Annotated in this window: 16 protein-coding genes; 5 read left to right on the top strand and 11 right to left on the bottom strand. The window is 40.2% G+C overall.

Annotation, left to right across the window (positions count from 1 at the left end; all coding sequences use genetic code 11):
• Positions 1-25: 25 nt before the first annotated feature.
• On the top strand, positions 26-1,567 hold the full coding sequence (locus tag M028_RS0106435) for an FAD-dependent oxidoreductase (RefSeq protein WP_026573172.1): 1,542 nt from the start codon (positions 26-28) through the stop codon (positions 1,565-1,567).
• Between the two features lie 195 nt (positions 1,568-1,762).
• Here the strand turns inward: M028_RS0106435 and M028_RS33825 are convergent, their stop codons facing one another.
• The 6 genes from M028_RS33825 to M028_RS0106405 form a co-directional block, all read right to left on the bottom strand.
• The gene (locus M028_RS33825) at positions 1,763-1,897 is read right to left on the bottom strand and encodes a hypothetical protein (protein ID WP_269320920.1); all 135 of its coding nucleotides are present in this window, start codon (positions 1,895-1,897) and stop codon (positions 1,763-1,765) included.
• Positions 1,898-1,955: 58 nt separating this feature from the next.
• The gene (locus M028_RS0106425) at positions 1,956-3,419 is read right to left on the bottom strand and encodes an amidase family protein (protein WP_026573171.1); all 1,464 of its coding nucleotides are present in this window, start codon (positions 3,417-3,419) and stop codon (positions 1,956-1,958) included.
• An 85-nt stretch (positions 3,420-3,504) separates the two neighbouring features.
• Positions 3,505-4,641, bottom strand: a complete 1,137-nt coding sequence (locus M028_RS0106420) for a DEAD/DEAH box helicase (protein ID WP_026573170.1) — start codon at positions 4,639-4,641, stop codon at positions 3,505-3,507.
• An 81-nt stretch (positions 4,642-4,722) separates the two neighbouring features.
• On the bottom strand, positions 4,723-5,022 hold the full coding sequence (locus M028_RS0106415) for a DUF5658 family protein (RefSeq protein ID WP_026573169.1): 300 nt from the start codon (positions 5,020-5,022) through the stop codon (positions 4,723-4,725).
• A gap of 199 nt (positions 5,023-5,221) precedes the next feature.
• The gene (locus M028_RS0106410; protein ID WP_026573168.1) at positions 5,222-6,061 is read right to left on the bottom strand and encodes an MBL fold metallo-hydrolase; all 840 of its coding nucleotides are present in this window, start codon (positions 6,059-6,061) and stop codon (positions 5,222-5,224) included.
• A 61-nt stretch (positions 6,062-6,122) separates the two neighbouring features.
• Positions 6,123-6,332 (bottom strand): cation transporter, encoded by a 210-nt coding sequence (locus M028_RS0106405; RefSeq protein ID WP_026573167.1) that lies wholly within the window; start codon positions 6,330-6,332, stop codon positions 6,123-6,125.
• A gap of 151 nt (positions 6,333-6,483) precedes the next feature.
• Between M028_RS0106405 and M028_RS0106400 the strand changes: the two genes are divergently transcribed.
• Complete coding sequence (locus tag M028_RS0106400) at positions 6,484-7,185, top strand: Crp/Fnr family transcriptional regulator (RefSeq protein ID WP_026573166.1); 702 nt, start codon at positions 6,484-6,486, stop codon at positions 7,183-7,185.
• Here M028_RS0106400 and M028_RS0106395 read toward each other — a convergent pair.
• Positions 7,182-7,433, bottom strand: a complete 252-nt coding sequence (locus tag M028_RS0106395) for a hypothetical protein (RefSeq protein WP_035423855.1) — start codon at positions 7,431-7,433, stop codon at positions 7,182-7,184. The genes M028_RS0106400 and M028_RS0106395 overlap by 4 nt on opposite strands.
• A gap of 192 nt (positions 7,434-7,625) precedes the next feature.
• Here M028_RS0106395 and M028_RS0106390 point away from each other — a divergent pair, with 192 nt between their 5' ends.
• A complete protein-coding gene (locus tag M028_RS0106390) occupies positions 7,626-7,865 on the top strand; it encodes a hypothetical protein (RefSeq protein ID WP_026573164.1) in 240 nt (79 codons plus the stop codon).
• A 44-nt stretch (positions 7,866-7,909) separates the two neighbouring features.
• On the opposite strand, the gene M028_RS0106385 is transcribed toward M028_RS0106390, so the two are convergent.
• The 3 genes from M028_RS0106385 to M028_RS0106375 form a co-directional block, all read right to left on the bottom strand.
• Positions 7,910-10,255 carry a WG repeat-containing protein gene (locus tag M028_RS0106385; protein WP_231510775.1) on the bottom strand — a complete coding sequence of 782 codons (2,346 nt, stop codon included), beginning with the start codon at positions 10,253-10,255 and terminating at the stop codon, positions 7,910-7,912.
• 144 nt (positions 10,256-10,399) lie between these two features.
• A complete protein-coding gene (locus M028_RS0106380; protein WP_026573162.1) occupies positions 10,400-11,419 on the bottom strand; it encodes a 4Fe-4S binding protein in 1,020 nt (339 codons plus the stop codon).
• Positions 11,420-11,575: 156 nt separating this feature from the next.
• Positions 11,576-12,562: a Gfo/Idh/MocA family protein gene (locus M028_RS0106375; protein WP_026573161.1), complete on the bottom strand. Its 987-nt coding sequence runs from the start codon at positions 12,560-12,562 to the stop codon at positions 11,576-11,578.
• Positions 12,563-12,737: 175 nt separating this feature from the next.
• Between M028_RS0106375 and M028_RS0106370 the strand changes: the two genes are divergently transcribed.
• Positions 12,738-14,393 (top strand): glutamine--tRNA ligase/YqeY domain fusion protein, encoded by a 1,656-nt coding sequence (locus tag M028_RS0106370; RefSeq protein WP_026573160.1) that lies wholly within the window; start codon positions 12,738-12,740, stop codon positions 14,391-14,393.
• A 100-nt stretch (positions 14,394-14,493) separates the two neighbouring features.
• Positions 14,494-15,258: a hypothetical protein gene (locus tag M028_RS32680; protein WP_155925489.1), complete on the top strand. Its 765-nt coding sequence runs from the start codon at positions 14,494-14,496 to the stop codon at positions 15,256-15,258.
• On the opposite strand, the gene M028_RS0106360 is transcribed toward M028_RS32680, so the two are convergent.
• Positions 15,227-16,243, bottom strand: a complete 1,017-nt coding sequence (locus M028_RS0106360) for a PAS domain-containing sensor histidine kinase (protein WP_026573158.1) — start codon at positions 16,241-16,243, stop codon at positions 15,227-15,229. The two genes, M028_RS32680 and M028_RS0106360, sit on opposite strands and share 32 nt — an antisense overlap.
• Positions 16,244-16,255: the final 12 nt, after the last annotated feature.

Raw genomic sequence — 16,255 nt, 5'->3', positions numbered from 1 at the left:
AATTTTTGTAACTGGAGGATGGAATATGAGCTCATCTGAAACAACCAATAAGTTTCCTAAAACATATTGGCGTGAAATAGAATTACCCACTTTTGAAGCATTAAAGGAAGATCTATCAGTTGATGTAGCGATTATTGGTGCCGGGATTACAGGTATTACCGCAGCCTATTTGCTGTCTAAAGAAGGAGTAAAGGTTGCGCTGCTTGAGGCAGGCGGGGTACTGAATGGGACTACTGGGCATACAACGGCAAAAGTTACCGCCCAGCATGGCATATTATATGATGAATTAATCAATCATTTTGGCGAGGAAAATGCCAAACTCTACTTTGAATCCCATTCAAATGCGATTCAGTTTGTTGAAAAAATGGTAAACGAAAAAGGAATTGACTGCGATTTTAGCAAGCAGGATGCCTACATTTATGCCACAACCGAGCAATATAAAAAGCAGCTAGAAACAGAAATGTCTGCCTACCAGCGGTTAGGAATCGATGGTGCCTTAAAGGATACGATTCCCTTTAAGATTCAAACGACCGGTGCACTCGTGATGCGCAATCAAGCCCAGTTCCATCCGCTTAAATTTTTAAAGGCACTTTTGGATGAGGCTGTAAGTGCGGGCTGTCAAGTGTTTGAGAATACAACAGCCGTTGATTTAGAAGAGGAGGAAACCTCTCATCCAAAGGTTGTGACCAAGCAAGGGCATATCGTTACATGTAAAAAAGTAGTGATCGCTTCCCATTTTCCTTTTTATGATAAACCGGGGCTTTATTTTGCAAGAATGTATGCTTCACTGTCATATGCAATTGGGATTAAATTGACGGAGGAATATCCGGGGGGCATGTATATCAGTGCCGATAACCCGCCACGGTCGATTCGATATACACCGTTCAATGGAGAAAATTTACTCATTATTGGAGGGGAAAATCATAAGACGGGCCAAGGAATGGACACGCTTGCACATTATCGTGCCCTTGAGGATTTTGCAAAGGAAGTATTTGGTCTCTCTGAATATACCTATCGTTGGTCCGCACAGGATTTAATCACACTGGACCGAGTCCCTTATATCGGTCAGATTACCGAAAATAAGGAAAATGTATTAGTGGCAACGGGTTATAAAAAATGGGGGATGACCACTGGGATTTTTGCCGGTCATTTGCTGACGGATTATGTTCTTGAACGGGACAATCCGTATAAAGAACTTTATTCCCCATCACGGTTCCAGGCTGATCCAGATTTAAAGCAGGTGGTTTCGACCAATGCCGATGTGGCGAAGCATCTCCTGAAGGGCAAATTGGAGTTTGTGCCAAAGGATCCCGGAGATTTGCAGCCTGGCGAAGGGTCTGTTGTGATGCATAAGGGGAAAAGAGCAGGTGCTTATAAAGATGAAAATGGCAAACTCTATATTGTAGATACCACTTGCACCCATATTGGCTGTGAAACGGAGTGGAATCACGCGGAAAAAAGCTGGGATTGCCCGTGCCACGGCTCGCGGTTCTCTTATTCGGGTGATGTGATTGAAGGTCCGGCGCTAAAACCGTTGAAAAATGTCGGGGATGAGTATTATTCCTAATGGGCAGCTGGGCTCCCGAGAATGGTTATCAACACTTTTTAGCTGGATATCAACACTTTTCAGCTGGATATCGACACTTTTTCACTGGATATCAACACTTTTTAGCCGGATATCAACACTTTTTGGCACGATATCAACAATTTAAAAAAATCATCAACTTAAAACGCCTCCCGAATCACAGGGAGGCGTTCTTGATTATTTACTATTCGGACGGTTCCGTTTTAAATCTTCACCTGTTGTAAATTCAACAAGTTCCGAACTGGTCTTCATCGGTTTTTTACGATTATTATTTCGTTGGGCATTTGCATTACCAAGCTTCGTTCTTCCCACACTTACCATCTCCTTTTTGAAAGAAATTCAATGATAGTATGAGTGAAATGAGGCAAACTTATTCTAACACGGGCGGCTTGCGTATAGGCAGCAATTGTTCAAAACCATAGGCTGCTTCAATAAGAACCGGCTCACGATAAGCGGTTCCGGCAAAGGTAATTCCTACCGGTTCCCCATCAGCCGTGTAACCTGCCGGGACGGCAATCGTCGGATAGCCAGCTTTAGCACTAATATGTGACCCTTCTTCCCCAGGAAAAACAATCGCATCCAATTGGTAGGTTTCCAGAGCAAAATCAATTCCTTTTACAGTTGCATAATAGTCATCAAATTCTAATGCTTTGAAGTAGGCCTCCTCCGTCAACGAACCGCTCGTTTCTTCTGACTCAAGCAAGACAGCTTGACCATATTTAAGCATCGTATCCTTATTGTTCTGATTAAACCTAATCAAATCCTCCAACGTGCGGACAGATACTGATGAATGAAGTCCATTCAAATATGCATTTACATCCGGTTTAAATTCATAAGTCAGGACATCGTACTTCCACTCGGCCTTTGCGGATGGGATCTCAATAGACTCAACCACCTCAGCACCGGAGGAATTTAAAACATCAAGAGCAGCACGAATTACTTCCCTCTGATCCTCGCGAATCGGGTCAATAAAGCCTTCCCATGCAATGCCGATTCTTTTTCCTTTAAGGCCATCCCTCACTAGGTGCTTCGTAAAATCGTAATTTTCAAATGGATTTGTCCCGGTAATTGGATCTTCCACGTCTTTTCCGGTTAATGCATTTAGCAGAATGGCGGCATCTTCAACCGTACGTGCCATTGGCCCTGCAGTATCCTGCGTATGGGCAATCGGAATAATCCCTCTGCGGCTAATTAGCCCTACCGTTGGTTTGATTCCAACGATCGAATTATGGCAAGACGGATTAAGGATTGAGCCAGATGTTTCAGTGCCGACTGCTGCCGCGGCAAGGTTGGCGGCAATCGCCGCACCCGAACCGGAACTTGAACCGCCCACATCGAATTTTCCGGGTCCATATGGATTTAATACCTGACCGCCGCGCGAGCTATAACCATTTTTCATTCCATACGCCATGAAATTGGCCCATTCGGTCATATTTGTTTTACCGAGAATCACCGCACCTGCCTTGCGCAGCTGCTCCGCAACATAGGAATCCCTTAAGGCAATCGAATTCTTTAAAGCTAAGGAACCGGCACTTGTGTGCATTTTGTCCTTCGTATCAATATTATCCTTGATTAAAATGGGAATTCCGTGCAATGAGCTGCGCGGGCCAATTTCTTTCCGTTCGGCATCGAGTGCTGCAGCAATTTGCAACGCATCCGGGTTCACTTCCAGGACCGAATTTATGACTTGATTATAGGATGAAATTCTATTTAGATACATCAAAACAAGTTCTCTGGAAGTCAGTTCCCCACTTGTTAATTTTTCCTGCATTTCCTTGATCGTTGCTTCTTCTATCCATTCATTATGTAATTTTTTCAGCTTCGGATTTTCCATACGTATTCCCCCTCATTCCCTTAACTATTCTTGAAAATATAATAAAAATCCTTCCATTAAAAAACAGTGGGGATTCCCCCACTGTTTAGCGTCTTACTTTTTCTTCCTGTTCAGCAATTTGCCCTTTATAAAAGATCCGTTTATGCACAGGAACTTTTAACTCACGGCAAAAACGCTTCAGTTCTCGTTCTTCTCTTTCCGTAACGAGCGAGATGACGGTGCCGTTTGCTCCCATACGGCCAGTTCTTCCGGAACGGTGAACATATTGATCAATATCCCTTGGAAAATCAATATGGACAACATGAGAAACTCCTTGGATGTCGAGTCCTCTTGCTGCAACATCTGTTGCTATCAGCATCGCCATTTTTCCATCGCGGAAAGCCTTTAGTGTAGCTTGGCGTTCTAATTTTTTCATATCACTATGTAAAATACCAACTGATAGCTCTTTAAAATGCAACTTTTCTTTAAAAACTTGAATTTCACCAATGTCATTGATGAATGCCAATGCTTTGATTCCTTCTAAGCGAGCAATTTTTTCAAGAAGCTTGATTTTGTCGCGCGGTTCAGCAAGAAAGTAAATGTGTTCAACTTCTCCCGAGGATGCTGCTTCATCCTTCTTAATTCGCAAAACCTCTGGTTCTTTGGTTAAATCAGCTGCAAGCTTTTCAGTCTCGACTTTCATGGTCGCTGAAAATAAAACCACTTGTCGGTCTGCCATCGTTGATTTGACTATATTTTGAACAGTCCCAAGATGCTCAGGAATCAGCAATTGATCTCCTTCATCCAAAACGACCAATTTGACTTCATGCATTTTTACTTTTTTCTGTTTAATTAATTCGTATAATCGGCCGGGTGTGGCAAAAATGATATGCGGACGCTTTTTTAATTTTTCCAGCTGTCTTTTTACGTTTGCCCCTCCAATAATAGAGGCACCGCGAATTCCGCTGCCTTCTGACCATTTTTGAAACTCTTGATAAACCTGCATTACGAGCTCCTGCGAGGAGGCAAGCACTACAGCCTGCAACGAAGACGAGCTAGAGTCAACTTTATTTAAAAGCGGCAGCAAGTAAGCAAGCGTCTTGCCTGTACCTGTCGGTGACTCGGCGATGAGATCTCTCCCTTCTATGACGAGGGGAATTGCTTCAGTTTGGATGGCAGTCGGCACTAAGAAACCTGATTTCTGCCATGCTTCCTGTAAGAAAGGCTTTAGTGTATTTAGCATAGGGTACTCCTTTTTTCTTTACGTTCTTCTTATTATATTCGTCTTTGATACTAACTTATTCAATGGGCAGTGTCTAGCTAATTAGCCGGTGATATTTAAATAAAGGAGAATCCACACTAGATGATAAGCAAGGACGGAAAAATAGAGGATACCGGCAGCTGTAAGCAGTGTTCTGATTCTTCCTTTAAGCGGACGGAGGTAAAACAAGCCGATTAATACAAGGGGTAGAATAATTTTAATCATATAAAAATATACCCAGCCCAATTCGATCACATGCTTCATGACCGGATTTCCTTCTTTAATTATTCCATACTTAATTCCAATATTCGTCATAACCGCATCTAATAATCCAGCAAAAAGCAGGAATACACAGATCTTCATAATCACCCTCCAAAGGAAACGAATTGTTCTTAATAAAGAATATACAAATAATTCAATTCTGTCTATTTAGAGATAATTCCTGCAAAGAAAAACCGCTATTATTGTCGATGTTAAAGAACATTAAAAGATAATAAAAAGGGCTGCTTAAACAGCAGTCCTAAAACAATACGAATAGGCTTTTTACAATAATAGGCTCTTTCTAATTTACGTAACGGCTATGGTTCGGCATAGCGATTTTTCTAAAGTTTTCAAGCAGATAACGAAGACTATTCGTTAATTCATCCCCGGTCATTGGCAGACCATGACCGGTTACAGCCGTCCTTGGATTTAATGCTTCTAACTTTTTCACTGACTCAAAGGCAGCATTCCAGTCCGTTGTATAGTATCTCGGAGGGCCGCTGATTTCCTGTTTCTGGGTAATAACCTTATAAAGGGATTCTTGCTTCACGGTAACAAATGCATCACCTGCAATGAGAGCACGGTCGTCTTCGCGAAAAAGGGATATATGGCCCGGTGTGTGTCCTGGAGTATGAACCCATTTCCAGCCTGGCATATTAGGAACCGATTGATCTTCTGGTAGTGCTTGGACCTGGCCGCTTATATTAATCCCGTGGTTCGGAAACATCGGGGACATTTTTGCTACAAGGCCGCTGTCGACACTGGGGTCACCCGGAGGATAGTCTTTCTCCCCTGTTAAGAAAGGAATCTCCAGTTCATGTGCATAAACAGGCACTTTCCAATCCTCCAGCAACTCGACCAATGAACCGACATGATCAAAATGGCCATGCGTTAAAATGATAGCTTTCGGACGGGCATTTTCGCCAAAATGTTCCCCTATCATCGCTTTAATTTCATCCGCTGATTTTGGCATTCCCGCATCAATCAGTACAAATTCATCCGCGGTTCCTACTAATGCGAGATTGACAATTTTATTCGTATAACAATAGACATCAGGAAAAACCGCAATGCCAACGCCGCTTCCCACTGATGTCATTGGTAAAAAAGTCTCTTCAAATTTACTATCCTGATTATGCTCCAAACAAATTCCTCCCTTTTTTTTTCATAGTATTTAACGGGGAGGAAATATTATTACACTGGCACTAGTCAAATATTCTTAATGCCAATTTGTGAATACTGCTTTGAATTTCATCTTGGCGAATAATCGCTTCATTGTACATGACTTGAATCGTTCCGCTGCCGGGGACAATTGTCACTTTTTCAATGCCATCGCATTTTTTTATCTTTTTCTTGATCTTTCCAATACAACCTGTGCAAGCCACATCATTTAATGCCAATTGGATGGTACTCATGTTCACCAATCCTTTCTTGTCTTTCTTTCAGCTTACTTGAAGAAGAGCAATATAACCTTGACCTGAATCAAGTATTTGATTTATATCACACCAAAGAAATAGGACCCACGGTAAAATAAAAGATACTATCTACAGTTGGGAGTGATTTTGCATGTGCTGTGATCATTGCTGTTCTCATGAAGCTTCATGCTTATTGTCTGTTCCTGTCTTTCAAGGAATGAAAGAAGACGATCTCCGGATTTTGCAGAAGGTCACGCGGAGCCGTAAATTTCAAAAGGGAGAATTCATCTTTCAGGAAGGCGAGCGTTCAGAGACACTGTTTGTTGTAAATGAAGGGTTAATTAAGCTAAGCAAAATGTCGGCGGAAGGAAAAGAACAAATTGTCCGCCTATTGTTTCCAAAGGACTTTTTTGGATTATATTCGTTGCTTAGGGATGAAAACCACTATGTACATGCGGAAGCCGTCCATGAAACATTTATTTGTTATATCGATAAAAAGGATTTTTTAAAAACAATGGAGGGAAATGCCGAACTGTCCTACCGATTTTTAATCGCTGTCAACGACCGCCTTTATGAAGCTGATGAATCTGTAGGTCTTCTCGGTTTATTAGAGGTAGAGCAAAGACTGGCACGAGTACTCGTGCTTTTTTATCAAAAAATGAACCCGCAAGATGGAAAGTTCACCTTACCCATCTCAAAGAAGGATTTAGCAAGCTATATTGGAACAACTCCAGAATCAGTTAGCAGAAAGCTGTTAACCTTTATCTCTCAAAAGCTGATTAAAATGGATGGCAGGAGAAAGATTCAGATTCTAGAGTTGGACCAATTAAAAGAAATTGCCGGCCTGGATTAAAATTCATTTAATTTTACGGCCATAAGCCTAAAATGCATTGGTTCTAATTCGTTTACAATGACGTTCATGCCTAATCCCTGTAAATTAGCAATCAACGGTTCGGCTCGGTGCGGTAAATGTATTTCAAAAATTGTTCCTACCGGCGCTTCTTTCACAAAATTTAATATTTCACGGCGGGGATGCTCCCCCTTTAAAATTCTTTCGCGAACATCCATCACGGCTCTTTGTTCTTCGATTTGAAATGGCATGATTTAGAGGACCCCTTTGAATTTTTATATCCAAAGTTTATCAGCAGAGTGTCCGAAACAAATTGATTTATATCAAGTTAGGTTTCCTTCTTTTTGAAACCTTTGTGAACAATACTGTCCAAACGATAAAAGTAGCCTTTAATGATGATAGAATGAAAACAGCAAGATAACAATATTTCGGAGTTGAATATAATGTTAAAAAAAATCTCCCAAATTGCATTGCTGTTATTTTTTCTTTTAGGATTCAGCGTATTTTCACAGTCACATTTAGAAGCTTCTTCGCATAAAACATCTGAAAAAACCGAGCAGGCCCCCTACTCGCAAAAAACAGAGCCTGAATTAAAATCGTATATTATTCCGGGTACAGTGGGTGTCGTCATTGTTCTTGGTATTGGAAGCTATTGGTTGTTCTACCGAAGAAGGCATGCCTAACATTGAAAAACAGCGTGAATCTACTGAATTCACGCTGTTTTTCATTAATGAAACGATCTCCAAAAATCCCCGTTACGATTAATGATTCCTTTTAATTCTTCAAATGGTATCGTAAAGGTAGGCATACCAGCAGCATACGCGGCAATTTCATACTGGGCATAATAAATATTCAAACCACCCTCGCTGATAAAAAACGACTGATTTGGTTGAATATCTTTATATTCATTGATATTTAGGTAGGAATAGTTTTCATTATTCTTAATCTGGTTCCTGATGAGGTCACTGATGATTTTTACATAGGCTGCATCCGGCTTAAATAAGTCTTTAAGGTGATAAAATACGCCTGATTTCAAATTGACATGAGCATACTTTTTAATTGACATCCCATGTGCCGCTCCAAAAGGATAATCATAACCGTTTATTTCAAGAACTAAGAGATTTTTCTTAAAATAACTCACTTCAAAATCTCCAATATAACTAGAATCGAGCTGTGTATGTGCGGGAATTTCCTTTACACCTGAGAGATCTTTCAAAGTTTGATTTACTTGCTCAAATGCCCCACTTTGAATTTGCGGGAAATAAACTAAATAGTCCTTATTTGGCTTGTATTTATGTTCCGTTACTGCATGCTGCTTGTTTAAAGGAATGATGGTATTCTGCTTCCAAACCATTTCTCCTTTTTTATTAAAATATAGAAGCTGATAATCAATTTCACCTTTGATTAAGGTCTTATCCTTTTCCAAAGTACCGGTGCCCGAAACCATCGGAAGATAATAAGCACGATTTCCATTTCGATCAATAAAAAAAGTGGATTGATCATTCGATACGGAAGCAATCCCATCCTTATATTTCGTGATATCAGAATAAATAAATCCAGTATTAAGATGGCCCTCTACATCTGTAATTGCGTATTTTGCACCTAGATAGGGCTTTTCCGGATCATTCGCCTTTCCAATCTGATATCTTTCTTCCCCTAGATAGAATATTTGATAATGGTCAGGTTTCATGAGAAACTGTCCTTTTTGATTTATGACACCATAATGGTTGGAATAATCATCAGAAACATTCACAATCGCCCGTCCTAGACTAAATGCCTCTACTCCAGAAAATTGTGGTTTGATCACAACATTTCCCAACTCATCCATATAACCAAATTTCCCATCCTCGCTCTTTTTAAACGCAAGCAGACCTTCCCCGTAGTTTCCGACGAACGCATACATATAGGAGTGAAGCACCTTCCCAGTAAGATCGATCAACGCATAGCTGCCGTTTTTTATTTTTACAATCGCTTTTCCCTCTGAAAAATCACTTGCATCCTCATAGGATGCAGGAATGATCTCTTTTCCTTTTCGGTTGAGATAACCATATAAATATTCCCCTTGCTGATTGGAATCAGCAAATCGCGCACGTCCTTCCTTAAACTCGCTAATTGAGTAGTAAGCCTTTGGGGTAATTTCTTTTCCCCTTTCATCGATTATTTTGAAGCCCTGAAGATCATTGGCAATCGCCCGTCCTTCTGAAAAGGAAGTAATATAATCATATTTTGGCTGGACAATAAAATGGCCATTGGTATCAATGATTCCTGCCTTATCTGTCAATCTGACAATGGCCAGGCCATTTTCCTGAAAATCTTCAGCCTGATCATAGATCGGTGGGAGGATGAATTTCCCCTTTGAATTGATATACCCCCATTTGTTTCCGCCTATTTCTTTTATCGAGGCAGGAAAAAGGGCAATAGCTCTTGATTCATTGAAATCGAAGGAGCGTTGAGCGGTCTTCTTTTCAGCTTCTTCTGGATACGGATAATAAAATAAATAATCAGGATGTTCCCTAATTTTCTGTTGATAGTATTTCTCTACTTTTTGAAAGTAATAGGGTTCAACATCCTTTGCGGGAACAAACCGATCCTTTTCCCAGCGGTAAACCTCTACACGGTAGGCTTCACCGGTGTCATGGGACCACAGAGCAATTTCTGCCAGTCCGTCCTTTCCGTTTTGCCCCGGCATGTCTTCTATTTCTATTTTACTAAAGGTGTAGTCCCCCTTGAGATCTAGTTCCTTTAAGCCGTTATGCTGCCATTCGTAAATGGACAATTTGGACAGAACCGCCCCAACTTGCCAGCCGACCACCAGATTTTTTGCTTTCCGACTCGTAATATTTGCCGTACCAAGGTAACTTACCTGATATCCTTTCCCCTTGATTAAAGAGATTATATGCCAGTGACCATGAAAGTTATTTAAAACAAAAAGGTAAAGTTCTTGATTTAGTCGGTAAATTCCAATGACTTCGTTAAATTCGTCTTGATCCATATTCACAAATTGCAGATATGCTTTTTTGGGCTGGGACTCTGCGTATAGTAGTTCTGCGCCATATGGGAGAAATGGCAGCATCCAATGTGGGCCTCCAGACATCATAATCCCCCAGTTTATTTTTTATCTATAATATATGGGGGGAATATCCCGATGTTCCGATGAAAACCAAAACTCCTCTGGCTTACGATAGGATCAGGCTTCATCGATGGCTGCTGTTTAGTGTTAATGCCCGATGTTATTCACTTCCGGAATCAATTGTTTCCATTCTTCATAGGAAATGATGGTATTCCAGTGGCCGGTGATTTTTGCAATTCCTACAACTAAAATAAACAAAACAAGAAAAGTAATAGGAACAAGCCATTTGTTTACTCTTTTATTGGCCACCGCCATATTTAATGTATCTTTGATTGGACATGCTTCCACGCATTGCATGCAAGCCGTACAGTTTGGAGTCACGACTGCCTTTTTTGTATGTACCTTTATTCGTTGCGGGCACACCTTTGTACACATTTCGCAATTCGTACAGGTATCCTCATTTCTCCGGACTTTTGTTATTCGCAGAATCGAACCCAGCCCTATCATCGCACCATAAGGACAAAGGAAACGGCACCAAAAGTTTTTAAAAAATAATGAAAGAACGAACATGACCAAAATAAATTTCAAAGTGAAGCCGCCGATATTTAAGAAAAACAGCAGCATTTTCACATCAGAAACTTTGTTATAGGGATCCTCCAGGAAACCTTTCGCCACAAATGTCGGCATATCAAAGATAATCATTTTTAAAAAGAATAAGAGTAATAAATATTTTAGTGGCGTTAATAACCATACGAGCGGCTGTGGAAGGTCAAAGTTCCTTTTAAACAGCTTTTTTCCAAGCATCCCGGTCCATTCACTCACCGTTCCAACCGGACAAAACCAACTGCAAAAGGATTTACGAAAAAGAATTCCCGACCCGACAAAAAAGCTAAATAAAACAAGTCCTGCCGGATGGATTTTATCAAAATCACCACTTGTCAGCCATACCTTCAATCCCACGAGGGCACTAATTGGCAAGAAGCCTTCAACAGCAGATGGCCGTTCAACAAAGGGCTCTTTTCCCAACGTCTCAAAGTGCAAATAAAATTGATAAAATCTCAGTCCGACATAGAGTAAGAATAATAGGAACAGAGCTTGAATAATATGTCTTGTTATTTGAACGGGCTTTCGTTTTAGCTGTTTTATATACCAGGCTTTTGATTTCATCACAGTTCCCTCCAAAACTTTCAATATCTTAACTATAAGGAATGTATATATTAGGGGAGTGTGATAAAAATCAAATGCTCTATCGATTTCATAAAGAGTTCACAAAAGCATTCTCAAAGTAGACAAAATAAAGGCCGGGGGTTAACCCGGCCTCTCCTATTTTTCAACATCAAAAATAATCTGATTTTGTCTCCGTGCTTCTTCCGTTACCTCTAGGACAATTTGACTCCAATTCTTCAACTCTTCATATTTCTCATGATTATTGGTTTCAATGATTTCAGTCAAATTAATACATTCATATACCATATCCTTGTCATATTGCTCCACACTCAGGATTTGGCTTTTCTTGGTATGACTGTCTAAAAACTTGATTTCCGAGATTGGTGCCGCATCCTCAAGAACGAAGGTTCCTTTTTCCCCATGGATTTCACAAGGGATTTCGGAATGAGATATTTTAGAACAAAGAATGGTACAAACAAAACCATCATACGTTAACACAAGCGTACCACTTCCGTCCACCCCGCTATGTAGTAAAACGGGCTGATAGGCTACCTTTTCAGGCTTTCCGAATAAACTAACCGCTAAATAAAGAGGATATACTCCTAAATCAACCAGTGCCCCACCGGAATATTCCGCCGAGAAGATATTTGGCACTTCTCCTTGTAAAAACAAATCGTAGCGTGAGGAATACTGAATATACGGCAAAATAGTACTCCTTAGCTTTCCTGCCAAATGGATATTTTCTTTTAAGATTGCAAAATTAGGTGTATGGATATTGCGGATTGCTTCGAATAAAAACACACCATTCTCTTCAGCTGTTCGATAAGCCTCTTCTAATTCAGCTGTAGTAGAAAAAATAGGCTTTTCACAAATTACGTGTTTTTTATTTTTTAAAAATAAAAGTGCCTGTTCAAAATGAACTGAATTGGGTGAAGCTATATATACAGCATCGATCAAAGTGCTGCTAGCCATTTCATTTAAATCTGTATAAAAATTTGGTGCATCATATGTATCTGACAGTTGTTTTGCTTTTTCCACCGTTCTTGAATAAACGGCTGTTAAATTTAGTTTTCCACTATGTTTCGCTGCTTCAATAAACTTCGCGGTAATCCATCCTGTCCCTACTGTTCCAAGATTAAGCATGAACCTTCTCCTCTCAAATACCTATATATCCATTAATTTTATCTTTAATATAGTTACTTTTGCAATTTTAAAATTTATTTCCCTTCTGTTATGCTTATGATTGATGGGAATAATGGAAAAATATCAGTATTTATGGTATTTATAGTAGTAGATACAATGAAAGAGGTTGAAAATAGTGGAACATAATTCCAATTTTATAAAAGATGTCATGATAAAGGATTTAGAATCGGGAAAACATCAAACGGTCGTAACCCGCTTTCCACCTGAGCCAAACGGATATTTACATATTGGTCATGCAAAATCAATTATTATCAACTTTGGCTTAGCAGATGATTTTAACGGAAAAACGAATTTACGATTTGATGATACGAATCCCTTAAAAGAGGACGTTGAATTCGTTAACTCTATTAAAGAAGACGTAAAGTGGCTTGGATTTGAATGGGATGACTTATTTTTCGCCTCCAACTATTTTGAAGAAATGTACAGCCGTGCTGTTCTTTTAATAAAAAAAGGTTTAGCTTATGTGGATGATCTTTCCGCAGAAGAAATCCGTGAATACCGCGGTACACTGACAGAACCTGGGAAGGAAAGTCCTTACCGTAATCGTTCCATTGAGGAAAACCTTGAATTATTTGAGAAGATGCGGGCAGGAGAGTTCGGAAATGGTGAGAAAGTTCTACGGGCTAAAATCGATATGTCTTCACCTAACATTAATCTCCGTGACCCTGTCATTTATCGTATTGCCCATGCGACACACCATAACACAGGTGATAAATGGTGCATTTATCCGATGTATGCTTTCGCCCATCCGCTTGAGGATGCGATTGAAGGCGTTACACACTCCATTTGTACAATCGAGTTTGAGGATCAGCGTCCATTATACAATTGGGTTGTGGAGCAATGTGAAATGGAGAGCACACCGCAGCAAATTGAATTTGGCCGTTTAAATATCACTAATACCGTTATGAGTAAACGCAAGCTAAAACAGCTTGTCGAGGAAGAATATGTTGACGGCTGGGATGATCCGCGGATGCCGACGATTTCCGGAATGAGAAGAAGAGGGTTCACCCCAGAATCGATTCGGAATTTTGTTCGTGAAACAGGAGTTTCTAAAGGTTCAGGTGTAGTGGATTCCCAAATGCTTGAGCACTTTGTCCGTGAAGATTTAAAATTAAAAGCACCGCGTACAATGGGTGTAATTAATCCGTTAAAAGTGGTGATTACGAACTATCCGGAAGGACAAATTGAGTTGTTAGATGCCGAGATCAATCCAGAAAATCCGGAAATGGGCATGAGGAAGATTCCATTCTCCCGTGAAATCTATATTGAGCAGGACGACTTTATGGAAGATCCGCCGAAAAAATACTTCCGTTTGTTCCCTGGGAATGAGGTTCGCTTAAAGCATGCTTATTTCATCAAATGTGAAGAAGTGATTAAGGATGCGAACGGTAAGGTTGTGGAACTGCACTGTACATACGATCCTGAAACAAAGAGCGGTACCGGTTTTACCGGCCGTAAGGTGAAGGGAACGATTCACTGGGTGGAAGCAGCGCATGCTGTTCCGGCAGAGTTCCGTTTATATGAGCCGTTGATTTTGGATGAAGTGGAAGAAGCAACTGATGGGGAAGAAAAAACTTTCTTAGATAATGTGAACCCAAATTCTCTCGAGGTTTTCCAAGGGTTTGTTGAGCCAAACATGAAGGAAAGTATGCCGCACGACAAATTCCAATTCTTTAGACACGGGTATTTCAACGTAGATCCAAAGGATTCGATTGCGGAAAAATTAGTCTTTAACCGTATTGTTTCTTTGAAGAGTTCGTTTAAAATTTAAGGATAAATTGAAAAACACACGATTCCAGATATGTGAAATCGTGTGTTTTTTGTTTGCTTTTGAATGGTATTTGAGCATAGATTATGAAGGACGCTTCTTGGTGCTTTTCATAAAAAACGTCCTTCATCCAATCTATGAAAGACGTTTCTTGCTGCTTTTCATGAAAAACGTCCTTCATCCGAGCTATGAAAGACGGTTCTTGCTCCTTTTCATGAAAAATGTCCTTCATCAAACCTATGAAGGACGTTTCTTGCTGCTTTTCATAAAAAACGTCCTTCATCCAAGCTATGAAGAACGTTTCTTGCCCACTTCTCACGAAAACGTCCTTCATCCATCCTATGAAAGACGGTTCTTTCTGCTTCTCATGAAAAACGTCCTTTATCAAACCTATGAAAGACGGTTCTTTCTGCTTCTCATGAAAAACGTCCTTCATCCAATCTATGAAAGACGTTTCTTGCTGCTTTTCATGAAAAACGTCCTTCATCCAATCTATGAAAGACGGTTCTTGCTCCTTTTCATGAAAAATGTCCTTCATCCAAGCTATGAAAGACGGTTCTTTCTGCTTCTCACGAAAAACGTCCTTCATCAAACCTATGAAAGACGGTTCTTTCTGCTTCTCATGAAAAACGTCCTTCATCAAACCAATGAAAGACGGTTCTTTCTGCTTCTCATGAAAAACGTCCTTCATCCAAGCTATGAAGAACGTTTCTTGCCCAGTTCTCACGAAAACGTCCTTCATCCAAGCTATGAAGAATGTTTCTTGCCTACTTCTTACGAAAACGTCCTTCATCAATCCCATGAAAACAACAGCCTGTCATTCCGAAGTACTCCCATCAATATCTTGAAACAGGTACCTCAAAAATAATTTTCGTACCCTTGCCTGGCTCAGAAACAATTGATAGGTCCCCGCTAACAGCCCGGGCACGCTCGTCCATACTGAAAAGACCAACACCACGCTGAACATTGTCTACATCAAAGCCTATTCCCTTATCTTCAATCATTACCCTGACAAGTTCATCAATTTCCCTGATCGTGACAGTTGCTTCTGAGACTTCCGCATATTTACGGATATTCGTTAACGCCTCTTGGATAATCCGATAAATTGTTAATTCAATACTGATTGGCAGCCGTTTGTTCAATACACACTCAAAATAGACATCAATATTATAGTGCTCTGAATAACGAGAAAGAAAAGAACGAATCGCCGGAACCAGCCCAAGGTCATCCAATACAGAGGGGCGAAGCTCCCAGGAAATTTCACGAATTTCCTCAATTAACTGCGTTGCCTCTTGCTGCATCTGTTGAAGCAGAGGGTGGTCCTGCTCATTAAGCAAACGATTAATCGTAATCAAATGACTGTAAAGATTTTGACCAATCCCATCATGTAAATTTCTCGACAACCGCTTCCGTTCTTCTTCTTGCACATCAATGATGGTCGTCATCATTTTTTGCAATTCCTGCTCAACGCGCTTTCTTTCCGTTATTTCATATCGAATCGCAACATATTGATAAGGCTTACCCTTTTGGTTTAAAAATGGGACAATCGTTGTATCCATCCAATAATGGGTTCCATCTTTGGTACGATTACGAATTTCCCCTTTCCAAACCTCACCAGAACCAATCGTCCGCCACATCTTTTTAAAAAACTCCTGTGAATGATATCCAGAGTTAATAATCCGATGATCCTGCCCCAATAATTCTTCCCTTGAGTATTTTGAAATCAGGCAAAATTGATCATTCACATATGTAATAATTCCATGGGAATCTGTTATCGCTACAATTGAAGATGAATCAAGAGCAAATTTATAGTCTAAAAGTTCGTTTTTAATTTGCTGCATTTCTCTTTCCATTTCTGTTCCCCC

The sequence above is a fragment of the Bacillus sp. UNC438CL73TsuS30 genome (assembly GCF_000482325.1).
Lineage (GTDB): Bacteria > Bacillota > Bacilli > Bacillales > Cytobacillaceae > Neobacillus.
Note: the sequence above shows the minus strand (reverse complement) of the source record. Positions and strands in the feature narration are given on the sequence as shown.